Source organism: Propioniciclava sp. LT294, from assembly GCF_059516005.1.
Genome location: NZ_JCAKNG010000001.1, coordinates 422631 through 438338, shown reverse-complemented (window position 1 = coordinate 438338; position 15708 = coordinate 422631). Strand labels below are relative to the sequence as shown.

Below are 15708 nucleotides of genomic sequence, written 5' to 3'. Positions count from 1 at the left end.
GTGCGGTCAGCTCAGCGGGCCTCGACCGGGACGAAGTCCCGCTCGCGGTGGCCCGTGTAGATCTGCTTGGGACGCATGATCTTCTGCTCCGGGTCCGAGACGCCCTCCAGCCACTGGGCGCACCAGCCGGCCGTCCGCGGGACGGCGAAGAGCACGGTGAACATCTCCGGCGGGAAATTGAGCGCCTCGTAGATGAGGCCCGAATAGAAGTCGACGTTGGGGTACAGGCGGCGCTTGACGAAGTACTCGTCCTCCAGGGCGATCCGCTCCAGCTCGACGGCGATCCCCAGCAGGGGGTTCACGCCGGTGACCTCGAACACGTCGTCGCAGGCCTTCTTGATGATGCGGGCGCGCGGGTCGTAGTTCTTGTAGACGCGGTGGCCGAAGCCCATCAGTCGCGCCTTGCCGGCCTTGACGCCCTCGACGAACTCGGGGACGCGGTCGACCGAACCGATCTCGCGCAGCATCTTCAGCACGGCCTCGTTGGCGCCACCGTGGAGCGGACCGAACAGCGCACCGATGCCGGCACCCACCGAGGTGTAGACGTCGTTGCCCGCCGACCCCACCGCGCGCACGGCGTTGGTTGAGCAGTTCTGCTCGTGGTCGGCGTGCAGGACGAACAGGATCTCCATCGCTCGTGACACGCGCGGGTCGGCCTGGTAGACGCGCTGCTGGCTCTGGAACAGCATCGCCAGGAAGTTGTCGACGTAACCCAGTTCGTCGTTCGGGTAGACGTAGTGGCGTCCGATCGAGTGACGGTAGGCCCAGGCGGCCATCGTCGGGATCTTGGCGATCAGGCGGATGATGTTCATCTCGTTCGCCTCGGCGTCATCGATGCGCCGCGAGCTCGGGTAGAACGTCTGCATGGACGCCACGGCCGACATCAGCTTCGCCATCGGGTGCGCGTCGTGGCGGTAGGCGCGGATGAAGCTGCCCACGTTCTCGTGGACGAACCGGTGGGTATTGACCTGCGTCTCCCAGGCGGCCAGCTGGTGGGCGTCCGGAAGCTCGCCCTTCAGCAGGAGGTAGGCAACTTCCAAGTGGTTCGCGTGCTGCGCGAGCTGGTCGATGGGGTAGCCGCGGTACTCCAGGATGCCAGCGTCCCCGTCGATGAAGGTGATGGCACTCTTGCACGCGGCCGTGTTCATGAAGCCGGGGTCATAGGTGGCCAAGGGGCCGCTCGACGTGCTGACCTGCTTGAGGTCGGTCGCCTTGATGGTGCCGTCGGTGATGGGCAGGTCGTACGTCGCCCCGCCACTGCTGATCGAGAGGGTGTCGGTCATACGACGCAGCGTAGTTGTGAAAGTTGATGCGTGCGGGGCGGCTCAGCCCGCGGTCACGGGTCGCCCACGGGTTGAGAAGGGGTCACCGCGTCGTCGTCGTCTGCTGCTCGAACCGCAACCGCCAAGTGTCGCCCTGCTTGACCCAGATCGAACTGCGCAGGCTCACGGACCCGCGTGAACGCGCACGCCACCGGAGCATGACGACCCAAGGGGCGAGTTCGTCCACCCCTTCGACCTCGACCGTGATCGGGTCGTCGTAGGGCTTGAGTGTCGCCAACGTCCGCCCCTTGCCGGAGGCCCGTCCGGCCACGTCGTGCTCCATGAACTTCGGGTGCAGCATCTCCTCGGCGGCGTGGCGGTCGGAGCGCACGGCGTCCGAGACCCACTGGCGTTGCAGGGCCACCACGGCGTGCTCGTCCGGATCCTCCTCCGGGTCGGGGGACGCGTCGAACAGGTCAGGTTCGCGGCGCGGACCCGGGGCGACGTCGGGCGTCGGCGTCCGGACGACGGTGGGGGAGAAGCCCGGGCCCTCGTCCACCGGCAGGCCCTTCTGGAATGCCGTGGCCGCGGCCCGGGCGCGCGCGTCCGCCGCTTCGTTCAGCTCGTGGCCGGCGTGGCCCTTCACCCACTCGAAGGTGACCCGGCGTCCGGCCAGCTCGGCATCGAGTTCCTTCAGGAGCTCCACGTTGAGCACCGGCTTGCCGTCGGCCTTCTTCCAACCCCGGCGCTTCCAGCCGGGCATCCACTTGGTGATGGAGTTGATCACGTACTGGGAGTCGCACATCACCAGCAGGTCGTCCTCCGCGCCGCGGGTCTGGCGCAGCAGGTCGAGCACCGCCATGAGCTCGCCCATGTTGTTGGTGCCCAGCTTCCAGCCGCCTGCGGCCCAGCGGTCCCCGTCGATGAACCAGGCCCAGCCCGACGGGCCGGGGTTGGAGAGCGAGGAACCGTCTGCGGCAGCGATGATCACCCGCCCCATTGTTCCGTATGTCCCCGTGATGCATTTCCGGGTGGAGAGACCCCAAGGATCCTTGGGGTCTCTCCACCCGGAAATGCAACACGGGGGGCCGCACAGGCCCCACCCGGTCAGCCTAGGGGCGCGCGGCTGCGGCGCCCTCCGTCGCCGACACGGTGTCGGTCATGCGGCGGGATGTCCTCGCCCTGGCCGGCAGGGCGGACGAGCGCGCCGCGAGCAGGATCATCGTGAAGAACACGGCCACCGAGCACATCGCGAACGGGACGCCGAGGGCGTCCGTGCCCGACAGCGCGATGCCGGCGCCGAAGGCGAGGTTGGCGATCGTCAGGACCACCGCGGTGATGCCCTCGCGCCACAGGCCGAGCGCCCTGGCCTCGCGGGCGGCGAGGACGATCAGGACCGCCGCGAGGGCCACCAGCGGGAAGCGCAGCCACTGGGCGACGAGGCTGCCGTGGATGTCGGCCTCCAGCAGGCGCCACACCGGCCAGCTGGTGACCCGGGTGTACGAGCTCGGCCCGGCGGCGTAGATGCCGGTCACGTGCATGGTCCAGAGAGCCCCGACGGCACCCCACGCATAGGCGCCGGCCCTGGTGCCGAACCACTGCGCGGGCGTCCGCTCGAGCAGGACGGTGGCGGTCGTCATCGCGACCAGCGCCGCGAGAGCGGAGCCGAGGTCGGCGGCGCCGACCCACGTCGGGTAGACCGCACCGAGCACGATGCCGCGGCCGACGAAGCCGGCGACGATCGCGCCGGCGACCGTCACCCACGGCAGCACCTTCACGAGCGGGTGGACGCCGCGCAGCCACAGCGCCACGACGGCCGAGACCAGGGCCAGCGGACCCGACAGGACGGCGGAGGCGCGGTGCGTCATCTCGATCCAGGGGTTGCGGTAGAGCAACTCGTTGACCGGACCGCCGGGCAGGAGGGCGTCCGCGTCGCAGCCGGGCCAGTTGCCGCACTCGAAGCCCGAGTGGGTGGCGGCCACGAGCGTGCCGCCGATGACAGCCAGCAGCGTGAACAGCCGGGCGGAGCGGAACAGGGTGAGAACCCAGCGGGGAACCGTCGTCATGGTGGAGCCTCTCCGACTCTGTGTAGTAGGCGGCTCCACCTTAGCCTCAGTGAGGGTGTTGGTGTCGCGAGTGCTCGTGCTCGGGATCCTCCTCGAGGTGCGGGTCGTCGATGAACGCCCCGTCCGCCTCGTGGAGTGCGCCGAGTCCGTAGGCGGATTCGAGGTTGGGGCGGGTGAGGACCTCCCCGGGAGGCCCGAAGGCCACCACGTGCCCGCTCATCAGGATCACCCAGTCGGCCGCCCGTGCCTCCGCCAGGTCGTGGGTCGTGAGCACCACGGCGTGGCCGCGTTGGCGCTCGGAGTGGATGATCTCGTCGATCGTCCGTGCCGAGAGGATGTCGAGCCCGGTCAGGGGCTCGTCCAGCAGCAGCGCAGAGTGGCGCTGGGTGATGCTCTGCGCCACGTAGACGCGTTGTCGCTGTCCGCCGGAGAGTTCGTGGAGGTGCCGGTGGGCCAGGTGGGTGACCTCGAGGCGCTCCATGGCGCGCTGCACACGCTGCTTGTCTTCGGCGGAGGGGCGTCCGAACCAGCCGAGCTTGGGGTACAGGCCCATGGCGACCGCCTCGCGGACGGTGATGGGCATTCCCTCGGGGAGCGCCAGCGACTGCATGACGTACGCGACCCGGCCCTGGCCGGGCTTCTCGCCCAGGACGCGGAGGGAGCCGGCCAGGGGATCCAGTACGCCGGCCAGCGCGTTCAGGATCGTGGACTTCCCCGAGCCGTTCGGGCCGATGATCGCCGTCACCTTGCGGTGGGGGATCGTGAAGTTGGACGGGCGGACCGCGACGTTCCGGTCGTAGCCGAGCACGAGGTCGGACGCCTCGGCCAGCAGTTCGAGATCGTCGCCGTTCAGCTGGTTGCCGGTCATGCGGACGCCACCTCGCTCGACTGTTCACGCTTGCGGAACACGGGGCGGACGGCCAGCGTCAGGAAGAACGCGGCGATGGCGACGAGCGCGATCGTGGCGGCGCCGGCCGTGCCGAGGTGGTAGCTGAGGATGAGGCCGACCCAGACGACGACGGCCGACAACGACGCGGAGACCGCGAACATCTGGGGGACCGTCCGTGTGATGAGCGCCGCCGTGGCCGGCGGGCCGACCAGGAGGGCGAAGACGAGCACGGTGCCGACCGCCTGGAAGCTCGCGATGACCGCGGTCGCGATCAGGACGAGCAGCGCCGCGTGGGTGAAGCGGGGATTCATGCCCAGGGTCTTGGCCTTCGCCGCGGAGAAGCTGAGGGCCAGCAGCGGGCGGTAGAGCAGGAGCGACCCGAGGAGCACCGGGGTCCCCAGGGCGACCATGGTCGTCAGGGTCTCGGCGTTCACCCCGAAGATGTCGCCGAAGAGGATGTTCGTCAGCGATCCGGTGTAGGAGGTCGACTTGCTGATGATCGCCACGCCGAGGGCCATCATGCCGACGAACAGCAGGCCGATGGCCGTGTCCTCCTTCAGCGCCGTCTGGCGATGGATCAGTTCGATGCCACCCACCATGATCACGGCGGCCACGGCAGCACCGAGGTACGGGTTGAAGCCGAAGATGGTGGCCGCCGCGATGCCGGGGAGGACGCCGTGCACGAAGGCGTCGCCGAAGAAGCTCATGCCGCGGAGGACGAGCCACACCCCCACGACGGAAGTCATCAGGCCGGCGGCGAGCCCGCCGATCAGAGCGCGTTGCTGGAAGCCCAGCATGAAGGGCTCAAGGAACCAATCCACTGCCCCAACCTACTTCAGGGCGTCGGCGATGAGCCGCGCGTTGGTGAGCATCATGCCGGAGTAGGTCTCGGCGCCCGAGCCGGCGGGCCCGACCGAGCCCTCGTAGAGCTGGACGACCTTGATGTCGGTGCCGGCCTCCTGTGCGACGGCCTGGACCAGCCGCGGATTGACGGTGTTGTTGCTGAAGATCGCGGACACCTTGTCCTCCCGGACCACCTTCACCAGATCGGCGAGTTCGGACGAACTGGGTGCGGCGTCGGTGGAGCCGCCGGGGATGACCACGCCCGCGATCTGGAAGCCGTAGGCGTCGGCGAAGTAGTGGTAGGCCTCGTGGTCGGTGATCAGGACGCGCTTCTCTGCGGGGATCGCCGCCAGGATCTGTCGGACCTCGGCGTCCGTCTGCTGGAGCTTCGTCTCCACCTCGGTGCCGCACCCTGCGTACTTCTGGACGCCCGTCGCCTTCGCCAGTTCGTCGCCGATCAGGGCCGCGGCCTTGGCCATCCGCGCGACATCCATGTGCACGTGCGGGTCGTAGGTGCCCTCGGTGTGCTCGTCGCCCTCGTCCGCGTGTGCGTCGCCCTGGCGCCGCGCTTCCTGTCTCGCCTCCAGGTCGGCGTAGGAGAGCGGGTCGAGGTGGGGTGCCACCTCGTAGATGGTGGCGCCGTCGGCCTTCGCGTTCTCCAAGGTGGAAGCGATCCCAGCCTCCAGGCCCAGGCCGCTCGCGACGACCAGCGGGGCCTTCAGCAGGGACGCGACCTGGTTGGACGCGAGCGAGAAGTCGTGCGGGTCGTCACCGGGCCCCATGAGCGTCGCGGACGTGGTGCCGGCGCAGGCGGTGATGTCGCCGACGATCGAGCCGAGTTGCGTCGTGGTCGCGATGACGGCAGGGGCGGACGCCCCGGGCGCTCCTGTCGTCCCAGGGGTGGCGGGGGTCGAGCACGCGGCGAGCGTGAGCAGCAGGGGCACGGCGAGGATCGAGGAGCGCATGGCGACCATGCTAGAGCAGATCGAGAATCATTCTCAAATGGTCGGGGGTGGGGTTGCCCTGTCCTCCAAGGCGGGGGTCGTGTCCCGCGTCGGCAGTGGCGGCCTTGGGGCGAGGCGCGGTTCCGAATGCCCGGCACGGGTCCGGCCAAGGGCGTTCCGCCCGGCGGGTCGGCTGAACGAATCGGTGGGACGCCGAGGTGGTCGGGTCGATGTCGTCGAAGGGTTGAAAGAACGGTGAAGGCCCGCGAGACGATGTCTCGCGGGCCTCTGGCGGGCTTGCTCTCAAGCAGTGGTGTCGGTGGTCGTCTAGCTCGGGCAGTTGGCCGCCCACTCCTCAGTGGTGCAATTGGAGCTGGTCAATTGCGGCATTCGGACCTTGTAGGACTGCCACGTTCCCTCATCGCCGGGGCAATTGATCCTTGCCTCGATCATGATGTAGTTCGACATGTTGTAGGGCTCGCAGACGTAAATCGGAGTCCCGCCGGTGGCGACCCCCGCCCAGATGGTGCGGCCTTGGCCGGTGGCCTCGTAGACCCTCCGGATCTCCAGGGTGCAGGCGCCGCAGTTGCTCCCGCTCAGCGTGAAAACCAGCTTGTACTGGTCGGCTTTCGCGTTCTTGCAGGAGTTGACCTCATCGAGCACGGGAACGCAGGGAACGCTCTGCGCGTAGGCGGGAGCAGCCGCCGCAACGGCGACGGCGGGGACGCTCCATGCGGCGCCCTTGGCGAGGGTCCGGCGCGAGATGCCAGACGGGGTCTGTTCGGTCATGGTGGGGGTCCCCTCAGAGCTGAGCAATGTGCGCTCTCAACATATCAGTGTTATCGCGGGCTGGCGCAATTGCCCAAGACCCATCGCCGCGGGATGCCGCGCCGCTGCGGGTCACGGTTTGGCAACACTGGATGGGGGCGAGGGGGCGGGGAGTGATCCCCCCTCCTCCGGGGGCAGGGACGCCAGCGCCCCGGCCACCTGCGCCCGTCGCTCCATGTCCCAGCCCCCCAGCACGGCGCGGGCCGCACGGGCGCGAGCTGCGTCCACCTCGTCGTTGAGCCCCGACCCGGCGGGGGTGATCGACAGCAGGGTCGCCCGGCCGTCCGACGGGTCGGCATCGCGTGCCACCCAGCCCCCGGCGACCAGGGCGTCCACGACGTCGGTGGCTGACCGTGGCGCCACGTGCAGGCGTTCGGCCAGGTCGGCCATCCGCAAGGGCTGCAGCCGTGTGATCGTCCGCAGTGCGCGCGCTTGGTGGGGGTTGACGGGCAGGCCCTCGAGTTCATCCGCCGTCGTGCGTCGGAGTCGACGCGCCACGCGCAGGATGAGGTCGGCCAGTTCGGTCTCGGGAATGTCCACCCCGTCCTCCCGGTTGATGCTGAGGTAACCTCAGCATATCGAAGGACCGGAAGGAGGCACCCGTGGGCGAGATGACCGGTGGCCCCGACATGCGTGGCCCGCAGCGGATCGACCCGCGCGACCGCGCGCAGCTCATCGAGTCCCCCGTCTCCGTGGCCCGCGTGGCCGCGCTCTTCGCCCCTCACAAGGGCGCTCTCGCCGTCGTCATCGCCGCGGTGGTAGCCGCGTCCCTCGTGGGCCTGGCGCAGCCCTTCCTCCTCCGGGCCGTCATCGACGACGCTCTCCCGAACCGCAACACCACGCTGCTGGCGTGGCTCGTGGGCGGGATGATCGCGATCGCGGTGGCCACGGCGATCCTCGGCGTGGTGCAGACGTGGCTGGCCACGACGATGGGCCAGCGCGTGATGAGCCGGCTGCGCACCGACGTGTTCGCGCACGTCCAGAGGCAATCGCTCTCCTTCTTCAAGCGGACGCGCGGCGGTGAGATCCAGTCCCGGCTCATCAACGACATCGCCGGGTTGCAGTCCGTCATCACCACCACGGCCACGTCCGTGGCGTCCAACCTCACCACAGCCGTCGGAACCGCCATCGCGATGGTGGTCCTCGACTGGCGGCTGTCGCTGCTGAGCCTCGTCGTACTCCCGCCCGCGATCGCCCTGACCCGCCGCGTGGCGCTCGTCCGCCGCGACATCACCACCCAACGCCAGCGCGCCATGGCCGACCTGCACGCGCAGGTCGACGAGGCGCTCAGCGTCAACGGCGCCCTGCTCACCAAGACCCTGGGCATCCAGGCCACCCGGGTCGACGCGTTCACCCTCACCTCGGGCCACCTCGCCGAACTCGAGGTCCGCAGCCAACTCGCCGGCAAGTGGCGGATGGCGACGATGCAGATCATCTTCTCGGCGATCCCGGCGCTGATCTACCTGGCGGGCGGCTTCCCGGAGTTGACCGGCGGCGTCACCATCGGCACCCTCGTCGCGTTCACCGCGCTGCAGAGCCAGATCTTCCGTCCGGTCCTGGGGCTGCTCAACGTCGGCGCCCAGTGGATCAGCTCGATGGCCCTGCTCAGCCGCATCTTCGGGTACCTCGACCTCCCCGTCGAGGTTGCCGAACCCGCCCACCCGACGCCCCTCCCCAAGGAGCAGGTGCGCGGCGACGTCCGCTTCACAGGTGTCTCCTACCGCTATCCGGACGGCGATGCGGAGGTTCTCAGCGACATCGACCTCCACCTGGCACCCGGACGTTCGATCGCCGTGGTGGGGGAGACGGGATCAGGCAAGTCGACGCTGGCCACGCTGCTCGTCCGCCTGGCCGACCCCACGGCCGGTCGAGTCACGATCGACGGCATCGACCTCCGCGACCTCAGGTCCGCGGATCTGGCCGGAGCCATCGGCGTCGTCACCCAGGACACCTACCTCACCCACGCCTCCATCCGCGAGAACCTGCTCCAGGCCAGGGCGGACGCCGCTGACGACGACCTCTGGCGCGCCCTCGAGGCGGCGCAGGTCGCCGACACGATCCGGCGCCTCCCGGACGGGCTCGACACCATCGTCGGTGCCCGGGGCCACCGATTCTCCGGCGGTGAGCGCCAGCGGGTCGCCGTGGCGCGGACGCTGCTGGCGGATCCACGCGTCCTGGTGCTGGACGAGGCCACGAGCGCGTTGGACACCGAGACCGAGCGCGAGTTCCAGGCGGCCCTGGATCACCTCGCCGCAGGTCGCACCACGCTCACGATCGCCCACCGGCTCAGCACGATCCGCGACGCCGACGAGATCGTCGTCCTCGAGAAGGGTCGCATCGTCGAGCGGGGGAGCCATGAGGAACTCGTGAGTGCCGGCGGTCGCTACGCCGCGCTCGCGTCCTAGGCTGGCACCATGCGGACTCCCGGCGACCTGGCCCTCGCGCGCGGGCACTGGGTGGACCCGCGCACGATCATGTGGCCGCGCACCGCACTGCCGGCCGGCGTCCTGGCATCCGACCTCGAGTGGATGTTGCACGTCGCGCCGGACGGGGGCGTCGACCCCGGTCGGCGCGAGCCCGTCCCGTGGGTGACCATCCCCTTGACGCCGAGAGCCGAACCCCCGTCCGAGGGCCTGCGTCGGGAGCACCCCCACCTGGCCGAGGAGATCGCGCTCGCCGTCCCCACCGTGCCGGACCTGCGTGGACTCCTCCGCGGTCAGGTCGTCGTGACGGCCCGCCACCCCAACGGGCTCCTCGTCGAGGCCAGCGGCGTCCAGTTCGCGCGACTCCTCGACGCGCTCTACCCGGACGCGGTGCACGCCCGGCTGGGAGTCTCCTGGGAGGAGGGGACTCCGACGACTCGGGTGTGGGCACCCACGGCCCACACGGCCCACCTGCTCCTGTGGGAGGTCGGACGTTCGCTGCAGGACGCACCCGAACGGGTGCCGATGCACCGAGAGCCGGACGGTTGTTGGTCGGCCAGCGGTGACGCCACTTGGAAGGGGGCCCGGTACCAGTACTCCGTGACGGTGTTCGCACCCGCCTTCGGTCGCGTGGTCGAGAACCGGGTGACCGACCCGTACTCGATCGGCCTGACGCTGAACTCGACCCACTCGCTCGTCCTCGACCTCGACGACCCCGAGATCGCACCCCAGGTCTGGCGCGACACCCCGTCGCCCCGGCTCGGGCACCCCGTTGACCAGGTGGTCTACGAACTGCACGTCCGCGACTTCTCGCGTGCCGACAAGACGGTGCCGGAGGCCCTGCGCGGCACCTTCGCCGCCTTCGCGTGTGACAGCGACGGGACCCGCCACCTGCGGCGCCTGGCCGAGGCCGGCCTGACCTCAGTGCAACTGCTGCCGATCTTCGACTACTCCTCCGTCGAGGAGGACCCGTGTCGCCGCACGGCCCCGGACCGGGACGCGCTCAAGGCGGCGGCACCCGACTCCCACGAGCAGCAGCAAGCGGTGCGCGCTGCCGAGCGCCCTGCCTTCAACTGGGGCTACGACCCGTGGCACCACCAGGTCCCGGAGGGATCCCTGTGCAGCGAGGAGGCGATCAACGGGGCGGGCCGCGTTCGGGAGACCCGCCTGATGGTCGGATCCCTGCACGCGATGGGGCTCCTGGTCGTGCTCGACCAGGTCTACAACCACACCGACGGGGAGGGGCAGGGCGGCACGTCGGTGCTGGGCCGCATCGTGCCCGGCTACTACCACCGTCTCGACGGGTCGGGCGCGGTCGCCCGGTCGACATGCTGCCCCAACGTGGCGACCGAGCACGCGATGGCCGGCAAGCTCATGGTCGAATCGGTCGTCCACTGGGTGCGGCACTACCGCGTGGACGGCTTCCGCTTCGACCTCATGGGCCACCACACCCGCGACAACATGCTCGCCGTCCGCGCCGCCCTGGACGCCCTCACGCCCGAGCGGGACGGCGTCGACGGGAGGGCGGTCACCCTCTACGGCGAGGGCTGGGACTTCGGTGAGGTGGCCGGGAACGCCCGCTTCGTCCAGGCGACCCAGGGCCAGCTGGGTGGCACCCAGATCGCCACCTTCTCGGATCGCCTCCGGGACGCCGTGCGCGGTGGAGGTCCCTTCGACGAGGACCCCCGCTGTCAGGGCTTCGCCACCGGTCTGGCGGGCGCCCCGAACGGTGCCGCCACCAACGGGACGCCGGCGCAGCAGCGCGAGCGTCTCCTCGGGTGCACCGACATCATCCAGCTCGGTCTCGCCGGGAACCTGCGCGACTACACCTTCACCTCCGCCCGGACGCGGCGTCCGATCCGCGGAGACCGCGTGCCGTACAAGGACGGCGTCGCGGCAGGCTACGCCGAGGCGCCCGACGAGGTCATCACCTACGTCGACGCCCACGACAACGAGACGCTCTTCGACGCGCTGACCCTCAAGCTGCCCCACGACGTGCCCATGGCGCAGCGCGTCCGGGCCAACGCGTTGGCGCTGGCGGTGGCGACGCTGGGGCAGAGCCCCGTCATGTGGCACGCGGGCACGGATTTCCTCCGCAGCAAGTCCCTGGATCGCAACTCCTACACCTCGGGGGACTGGTTCAACTACCTCGACTTCACCCTCACCGACAATGGCTTCGGCGCCGGGCTGCCGCCGGCCGCCGACAACGCCGACAAGTGGGTCTACATGAAGCCGCTGCTGGCGGACCCCGCCCTCAAGCCGAGCCCGGCGGACATGCGGCTCTCCCACGCCGTCTGCCTCGACCTGCTGCGGCTGCGTGCCTCGAGCCGCCTGTTCCGGCTCGCCGACGCGGACCAGGTGCACGCCAAGGTGTCCTTCCCGCTGTCGGGATCGTGGGCGCAGCGGGACGGCGTCGTCGTGATGGTCCTCGACGACCGCGCGGGCGTCCGCGTCGATGAGCGGTTCGCCGCGATCGTGGTGGTGTTCAACGCCAACCCTTGGTGGGTGCGCCACATCGCACCACCCCTGTTCGGGCGCCTCTGCTCGCTGCACCCCGTCCAGGCCACGGGGGCGGACGACCTCGTCCGGACCGCGCGCTGCGACGACGGTCAACTCTCCGTCCCGGGGCTGAGTACGGCGGTGTTCGTCCAGCGTTGGTGAGGGCCGGCGGGCGGGGTGCAGACCCCGCCTCAAATATCGTCCACTGCACTAGAAAGATCTGGCGTCGCCCCGCCCCGAGGCCCTACCCTTGCCGAGTCCCCTCGTGGGAGGGGCTCGCCCGAGGAGGGGCCATGGCTGAGATGCTGACGCGCGCCGAGCGACTGGACCGGCTGCCGTTCACCCGCAAGCACGGAAAGCTGCTGGTGGGCTCCGGCGTCGGGTGGGCGCTGGACGCCATGGACGTCGGATTGATCTCCTTCGTCATGGCGGCCCTGGGCGCCCAGTGGGGCATGAAGCCCGACATGCTCGGCTACATCGCCATGATCGGCTTCGTCGGCATGGCCGTCGGCGCGTCGCTCGGTGGCCTCCTCGCCGACAAGATCGGACGCCGCACCGTGTTCGCCCTCACGTTGGTGGTCTACGGGCTGGCCACGGGGGTGTCGGCCCTGGTGCCCGGTCCCGAGGGCGTGGGCATCCTGGCCGCCGTCGCCATCCTCTCCACCCTCCGCTTCTTCGTCGGCCTGGGGCTGGGTGCCGAGCTGCCGGTGGCGTCCACGTTGGTCAGCGAGTACGCGCCGAAGGCGATCCGCGGCCGTGTCATCGTGGGGCTGGAGGCCTTCTGGGCGCTGGGCTGGATCATGGCCGCGCTGATCGGCTACTTCATCATCCCGCTGGACGCGAACGGGTGGCGCTGGGCGCTGGGCGTGGGCATCGTGCCCACCCTGTACGCCCTCTACGTCCGGTTCCGGCTGCCCGAGTCGGTCCGCTTCCTCGAGAAGAAGGGGCGCGTCGCCGAGGCCGAGGCCGCCGTCCGGATCTACGAGGAGGCCGCCGGCGTCGAGTCCGTGACCAGCCCCGATTCGGGGTTCAAGGCCTCCATGGCGACCGATTCCATCTGGTCGCCCCGGTACCGCGTGCGCACCGCCGCGCTGTGGATCGTCTGGTTCTGCATCAACCTGTCGTACTACGGGGCGTTCATCTGGATCCCCAGCCTGCTGGTCGGCAGGGGCTTCCCGCTCGTCCGGAGCTTCGCGTTCACCCTCATCATCACCTTGGCCCAGCTGCCCGGCTACGGGGTCGCGGCCTGGCTCATCGAGGTCTGGGGCCGCCGCGTCACGCTGGCGGTCTTCCTGCTGGGTTCGGCAGCTTCCGCGGTCGGCTTCGGTTTCGCCCCGACCGAGACCCTGATCATCGTGTTCGGGTGTCTGCTGTCCTTCTTCAACCTCGGCGCCTGGGGCGCCCTGTACGCCGTGGGCCCGGAGCTGTACCCGACCGGTGTCCGCGGTACGGGCACCGGGTCGGCGGCGGCGTTCGGACGCATCGCGTCCATCATCACCACGTCGCCGTGGTTCGTCCCGGTCCTGTTGGCGGCGGGGGGCATCGCGCTGCCGTTCAGCGTCTTCGGCGTGGCGTTCCTGATCGCGGCCGGGGCCGCCCTGCTGCTACCCGAGCAGCGGGGACGCGCGCTCGACGAGGCCTGAGAATCATGATGGCAACCGCCCCCGTCCCGCGTGGCGGTGGCATAGGCTCGCGAACGGACACCTGTCTTGCCCATGACCGTCGACTGGAGGAATGCTTCGACCATGTCTGAATTCACCTGGACCGATCTGGACCGCAAGGCGGTCGACGCCGCACGCGTGCTCGCCGCCGATGCCGTCGAGAAGGTCGGCAACGGCCACCCGGGCACCGCGATCTCCTTGGCGCCGCTGGCGTACCTCCTGTACCAGAAGGTCATGAAGGGTGACCCTGCCGACGACCGCTGGCTCGGACGCGACCGCTTCGTGCTGTCCGCCGGCCACAGCTCCATCACCCAGTACTCGCAGCTGTACCTCGCCGGCTACGGGCTCGAGATGGAGGACCTCCAGGCGCTGCGCACGTGGGATTCCATCACCCCGGGGCACCCCGAGTTCGGTGTGACCAAGGGCGTCGAGTGCACCACGGGTCCGCTGGGTGCCGGCGTCGCCAACGCGGTCGGTTTCGCCATGAGCGCCCGTCGCGTCCGCGAAATGCTCGACCCCGACGCCACGCCGGGCGAGTCGGTCTTCGACCACGACGTGTACTGCATCGCCGGCGACGGCTGCATGCAGGAGGGTGTCGCCTCCGAGGCGTCGTCCCTGGCCGCGACGCAGAACCTGGGCAACCTGTTCCTGTTCTACGACGACAACCGCATCTCGATCGAGGGCGACACCAAGATCGCCTTCTCCGAGGACGTCGAGGCCCGCTACGCGGCCTACGGGTGGGACACCCACCACGTCGACTTCACCAATGGATTCACCACCTACGAGGAGAAGGTCGAAGAGCTCTTCGAGGTGATCGAGAAGGCCCGCCAGGTCACCGACAAGCCGCACTTCATCAAGGTCACCACCATCATCGGCTGGCCCCTGCCCAACAAGGCCGGCGACCACAGCATCCACGGGTCGAAGCTGGGTGGCGACGAGATCGCCGCGATGAAGGCGCTGCTCGGCTTCGAGGACACGCCCTTCGCCGTCGACGGTGCGGTCGTCGAGTACACCCGCAAGAACGCCGCAGACCGCGCGTCCGCCGCGCGTGCCGAGTGGGAGCCGCGCTACCAGGAGTGGCGCGACGCCAACCCCGACGGGGCCGCACTGCTCGACCGGATCCTGACGAAGGAGGTCCCGGACGGTCTCGATGACGCGCTCCCGGTCTTCGAAGCCGGCTCGCTCGCCACGCGCGCGGCGTCCGGCCAGGTGCTCAACGCGCTGGCCGGCGTGGTCCCCGAGCTGTGGGGTGGCTCGGCCGACCTCGCGGGCTCGAACAACACCACGATGAAGGGCGTCGATTCGTTCATCCCGGCCGATCGCAGCAGCCACGACTTCACCGGACGCCCGGGCGGCCGTACGCTGCACTTCGGCATCCGCGAACACGCGATGGGCAACATCATCAACGCGATGGCGATGGACGGGCTCACCCGCCCGTACGGCGCCACGTTCCTGGTGTTCTCCGACTACATGCGGACGACCCCGCGCCTGGCCGCGCTGTCGCACGTCAACCCCGTGTTCGTCTGGACCCACGACTCCATCGGCGTCGGCGAGGACGGCCCGACCCACCAGCCGGTCGAGCACGTGATGAGCCTGCGCCTCATGCCGAACATCAACGTCGTCCGCCCCGGCGACGCCAACGAGACCGCCCAGGCGTGGGCGCAGATCCTGCGCACGAAGGACAAGCCGTCCGCGCTCATCCTGTCCCGGCAGAACGTGACCACCCTGGACCGCTCCGAGGGCTCCGGCTTCGCGCCGGCCACGGGCGTGGCCAAGGGCGGCTACGTCCTGAAGGAGGCCTCCGCGGAGCCCCAGGTCGTCCTCGTCGGCACGGGATCCGAACTCGAGTTGGCCGTCGCGGCGGCCGCCCAGCTCGAGGCGGACGGCGTCCCGGCCCGCGTCGTGTCGATGCCGTGCGTCGAGTGGTTCAAGGCACAGGACGAGGCCTACCAGGCCGAGGTCCTGCCCGCCGACCTCCCGAAGGTCGTCATCGAGGCCGGGACGACGGTCGGCTGGAAGGACCTGTTGGGCGCGAACACCGAGGCGATCGGTCTCAACCACTTCGGCGCTTCCGCCGCGGCCAAGACCCTGTACCAGGAGTTCGGCATCACCGCTGAGGCGGCCGTGGAGAAGGCCAAGGCCCTGATCGGCTGACCTGACCCCCGTGTGACATTTCCGGGTGGCAGAACCCCGAGAATTCTCGGGGTTCTGCCACCCGGAAGTGCATCCGGGGGTGCGGCAACACCACCGGTGATTCGGACGCGGGGGCACCGCTCACCTAGCATGTCGGGAG

Annotated in this window: 12 protein-coding genes; 4 read left to right on the top strand and 8 right to left on the bottom strand. The window is 69.8% G+C overall.

From position 1 onward, the window contains the following. Positions 1-11 precede the first annotated feature (11 nt). The 8 genes from AC5YDA_RS02050 to AC5YDA_RS02015 form a co-directional block, all read right to left on the bottom strand. Positions 12-1283: a citrate synthase gene (locus AC5YDA_RS02050; RefSeq protein ID WP_496188235.1), complete on the bottom strand. Its 1272-nt coding sequence runs from the start codon at positions 1281-1283 to the stop codon at positions 12-14. A gap of 82 nt (positions 1284-1365) precedes the next feature. Next, the gene (locus tag AC5YDA_RS02045; protein WP_496188234.1) at positions 1366-2253 is read right to left on the bottom strand and encodes an RNase H family protein; all 888 of its coding nucleotides are present in this window, start codon (positions 2251-2253) and stop codon (positions 1366-1368) included. 121 nt (positions 2254-2374) lie between these two features. Continuing rightward, on the bottom strand, positions 2375-3328 hold the full coding sequence (locus tag AC5YDA_RS02040) for a COX15/CtaA family protein (RefSeq protein ID WP_496188233.1): 954 nt from the start codon (positions 3326-3328) through the stop codon (positions 2375-2377). Between the two features lie 46 nt (positions 3329-3374). Further along, positions 3375-4196, bottom strand: a complete 822-nt coding sequence (locus tag AC5YDA_RS02035) for a metal ABC transporter ATP-binding protein (protein WP_496188232.1) — start codon at positions 4194-4196, stop codon at positions 3375-3377. After that, positions 4193-5038, bottom strand: a complete 846-nt coding sequence (locus AC5YDA_RS02030) for a metal ABC transporter permease (protein WP_496188231.1) — start codon at positions 5036-5038, stop codon at positions 4193-4195. The genes AC5YDA_RS02035 and AC5YDA_RS02030 overlap by 4 nt, the downstream gene beginning before the upstream one ends. Positions 5039-5047: 9 nt before the next feature. Continuing rightward, entirely contained in the window at positions 5048-6025 is a 978-nt protein-coding gene (locus tag AC5YDA_RS02025; protein WP_496188230.1) for a metal ABC transporter solute-binding protein, Zn/Mn family, read from the bottom strand. Between the two features lie 306 nt (positions 6026-6331). Next, positions 6332-6793, bottom strand: a complete 462-nt coding sequence (locus AC5YDA_RS02020; RefSeq protein WP_496188229.1) for a hypothetical protein — start codon at positions 6791-6793, stop codon at positions 6332-6334. 111 nt (positions 6794-6904) lie between these two features. Next, positions 6905-7372, bottom strand: coding sequence for a MarR family winged helix-turn-helix transcriptional regulator (locus AC5YDA_RS02015; RefSeq protein ID WP_496188228.1), 468 nt, complete (start codon positions 7370-7372; stop codon positions 6905-6907). A 71-nt stretch (positions 7373-7443) separates the two neighbouring features. Here AC5YDA_RS02015 and AC5YDA_RS02010 point away from each other — a divergent pair, with 71 nt between their 5' ends. The 4 genes from AC5YDA_RS02010 (at position 7444) to tkt (ending at position 15569) form a co-directional block, all read left to right on the top strand. Continuing rightward, complete coding sequence (locus AC5YDA_RS02010) at positions 7444-9237, top strand: ABC transporter ATP-binding protein (protein WP_496188244.1); 1794 nt, start codon at positions 7444-7446, stop codon at positions 9235-9237. Positions 9238-9246: 9 nt separating this feature from the next. Beyond that, the gene (gene pulA, locus AC5YDA_RS02005; RefSeq protein WP_496188227.1) at positions 9247-11916 is read left to right on the top strand and encodes a pullulanase-type alpha-1,6-glucosidase; all 2670 of its coding nucleotides are present in this window, start codon (positions 9247-9249) and stop codon (positions 11914-11916) included. A gap of 131 nt (positions 11917-12047) precedes the next feature. Then, positions 12048-13397, top strand: coding sequence for an MFS transporter (locus tag AC5YDA_RS02000; protein ID WP_496188226.1), 1350 nt, complete (start codon positions 12048-12050; stop codon positions 13395-13397). A gap of 102 nt (positions 13398-13499) precedes the next feature. Next, entirely contained in the window at positions 13500-15569 is a 2070-nt protein-coding gene (gene tkt, locus AC5YDA_RS01995; protein WP_496188225.1) for a transketolase, read from the top strand. Positions 15570-15708: the final 139 nt, after the last annotated feature.

Excerpts from the sequence above, each read along its gene's own strand:
- AC5YDA_RS02050 (WP_496188235.1), bottom strand. The coding sequence starts at position 1,283 with ATGACCGACACCCTCTCGATCAGCAGTGGCGGGGCGACGTACGACCTG.
- AC5YDA_RS02040 (WP_496188233.1), bottom strand. The coding sequence starts at position 3,328 with ATGACGACGGTTCCCCGCTGGGTTCTCACCCTGTTCCGCTCCGCCCGG.
- AC5YDA_RS02035 (WP_496188232.1), bottom strand. The coding sequence starts at position 4,196 with ATGACCGGCAACCAGCTGAACGGCGACGATCTCGAACTGCTGGCCGAG.
- AC5YDA_RS02025 (WP_496188230.1), bottom strand. The coding sequence starts at position 6,025 with ATGCGCTCCTCGATCCTCGCCGTGCCCCTGCTGCTCACGCTCGCCGCG.
- AC5YDA_RS02020 (WP_496188229.1), bottom strand. The coding sequence starts at position 6,793 with ATGACCGAACAGACCCCGTCTGGCATCTCGCGCCGGACCCTCGCCAAG.
- AC5YDA_RS02010 (WP_496188244.1), top strand. The coding sequence starts at position 7,444 with ATGACCGGTGGCCCCGACATGCGTGGCCCGCAGCGGATCGACCCGCGC.
- pulA (WP_496188227.1), top strand. The coding sequence starts at position 9,247 with ATGCGGACTCCCGGCGACCTGGCCCTCGCGCGCGGGCACTGGGTGGAC.
- AC5YDA_RS02000 (WP_496188226.1), top strand. The coding sequence starts at position 12,048 with ATGGCTGAGATGCTGACGCGCGCCGAGCGACTGGACCGGCTGCCGTTC.
- tkt (WP_496188225.1), top strand. The coding sequence starts at position 13,500 with ATGTCTGAATTCACCTGGACCGATCTGGACCGCAAGGCGGTCGACGCC.